Annotated in this window: 2 protein-coding genes; one reads left to right on the top strand and one right to left on the bottom strand. The window is 60.2% G+C overall.

Annotated features, from left to right (window positions below; all coding sequences use genetic code 11):
* Positions 1 to 175 precede the first annotated feature (175 nt).
* Positions 176 to 829: a peroxiredoxin gene (locus tag RO069_RS14750; protein ID WP_328188514.1), complete on the top strand. Its 654-nt coding sequence runs from the start codon at positions 176 to 178 to the stop codon at positions 827 to 829.
* A gap of 133 nt (positions 830 to 962) precedes the next feature.
* Here the strand turns inward: RO069_RS14750 and RO069_RS14755 are convergent, their stop codons facing one another.
* Complete coding sequence (locus RO069_RS14755) at positions 963 to 1,745, bottom strand: MetQ/NlpA family ABC transporter substrate-binding protein (RefSeq protein ID WP_328188516.1); 783 nt, start codon at positions 1,743 to 1,745, stop codon at positions 963 to 965.
* Positions 1,746 to 2,039 lie beyond the last annotated feature (294 nt).

Here is a 2,039-nt window from a genome sequence, read left to right on the forward strand (position 1 = left end):
TCTCAAGGCCCTCAGTGGCTCAGTAGGCTAACGAATTACCCGGACGGGACACTAGTAAACCAAAGACTTCCGGAGGAAATCCCTGAACCGGACAAGAACGGAAGCCTGAACATCGCCAACACGATGGACCATGCAGATGCCTGCTGGTCGCAGTACCAACAATGGAGGAGAAGGTATGAGTTTACGTCTAGGTGACACCGCACCGGATTTTGAACAGGACAGCAGCGAAGGCACCATCCGCTTTCACGAGTGGCTGGGCGACGGCTGGGGCATCCTGTTCTCACACCCGGCGGACTTCACCCCGGTGTGCACCACGGAACTGGGCCTGACCGCGAAACTGAAGGACGAGTTCGCCAAGCGCAACGTCAAGGCCATCGCCCTGAGCGTGGACCCGGCGGACTCCCACCGGGAGTGGATCAAGGACATCAACGACACCCAGGGCTGCGAAGTCAACTTCCCGATCATCGCGGACCAGGACCGCAAGGTGTCCGAACTGTACAACATGATCCACCCCAACGCCGATGACAGCATGACGGTCCGGTCCCTTTTCGTGATCGACCCGAACAAGAAGATCCGCCTGATCATCACCTACCCGGCCAGCACCGGACGCAACTTCAACGAAGTGCTGCGGGTGGTGGACTCCCTGCAACTGACCGACAGCCACAAGGTAGCCACCCCGGGCAACTGGGAGCGTGGCGACGACGTGGTCATCGTGCCCTCCCTGCAGGACGAGGACGAGATCAAGGAGCGCTTCCCGAAAGGCTACAAGGCCGTCCGGTCCTACCTGCGCATGACCCCGGACCCCAAATCCAACTGGTCCGGCGAGTAAGCCCCAGGCTTACCCATTCGACCCGCCAGGGATGGCAGCGCCGTTAATGGCGCACAAAAAAGCCGGCCAGGGAAACCTGGCCGGCTTTCTACTGCCTGCTCCGACTTACCGGAGCCAATGACGGGGACCGGCTTCAGAATGCCGGCACAACCGCGCCTTCGTAGTTTTCGTTGATGAACTCCCGAACCGCTTCGGAGTTCAGGGCCTCCGCCAGCTTCTGCATGGCGTCGGAATCCTTGTTGTCCGGGCGGGCCACCAGGATGTTCACGTAGGGAGAGTTGGCCCCCTCAATCACCAGCGCATCCTCGGACGGGTTCAGACCGGCTTCCAGGGCGTAGTTGGTGTTGATCAGCGCCAGATCCACCTGGTTCAGGATACGGGGCAGGGTGGCCGCTTCCAGCTCCTTGAAGTCCAGGTTCTTCGGATTCTCGGCAATATCTCGCGGGGTGGCGGTGATCTTGCTCTCGTCTTCCAGGGTAATCAGGCCAGCATCCTGCAGCAGCAGGAGGGCACGACCACCGTTGGTGGGATCGTTGGGAATGGCCACGGTGGCACCGTCCTCAAGCGCCTCCAGGGAATCCACCTTCTGGGAATAGGCCCCAAACGGCTCCACATGGACACCGGTCACGGTCACCAGATCGGTTCCACGGCCATCGTTGAACTCATCCAGGTACGGCTGGTGCTGGAAGAAGTTCGCGTCCATCCGCTTCTGGTCCACCTGGATGTTCGGCTGCACGTAGTCGGTGAACACCTTCACCTGCAGGTCCACACCCTGCTCTTTCAGGGTCGGCTGGACGAACTCCAGGATCTCGGCGTGCGGCACGGCAGTCGCCGCCACGGACAGGGTTTCTTCCGCCTGCACGCCGGAAAAGGCCGCGACAGCGGTCAGGCCAATCAGGGTTTTCTTCAGATTCATCACATTACTCCTGCTACTGGATATGAAAATCTCTTCTAATAGACACGAAGACAGTCCGGGGGCGCCCGGTTCGGGGACCTTTTTCTGGACCGTCGAGCGCCAGGGACGGCGCTCGTCGAGCCCTACAGGGATGTACTTGCCGGGCGTGTCCTGGAAAACGGTATCGCTTCAGGCGCTAGCCCCAGTGTCTCAGTCTTGTAGGACTGGTATTCCGTGCCTGGCCTGCGAGGCGATAACCTTTTCCGGGACACGCCGTGAATCCATCCATGGAGGCTCTTCAAAAACGTCCCTGTT

This window comes from Marinobacter sp. OP 3.4 (assembly GCF_036224885.1).
Taxonomy (GTDB): domain Bacteria; phylum Pseudomonadota; class Gammaproteobacteria; order Pseudomonadales; family Oleiphilaceae; genus Marinobacter.

Coding starts and splice junctions, on each gene's coding strand:
- RO069_RS14750 (WP_328188514.1), top strand. CDS start 176: ATGAGTTTACGTCTAGGTGACACCGCACCGGATTTTGAACAGGACAGC.
- RO069_RS14755 (WP_328188516.1), bottom strand. CDS start 1,745: ATGAATCTGAAGAAAACCCTGATTGGCCTGACCGCTGTCGCGGCCTTT.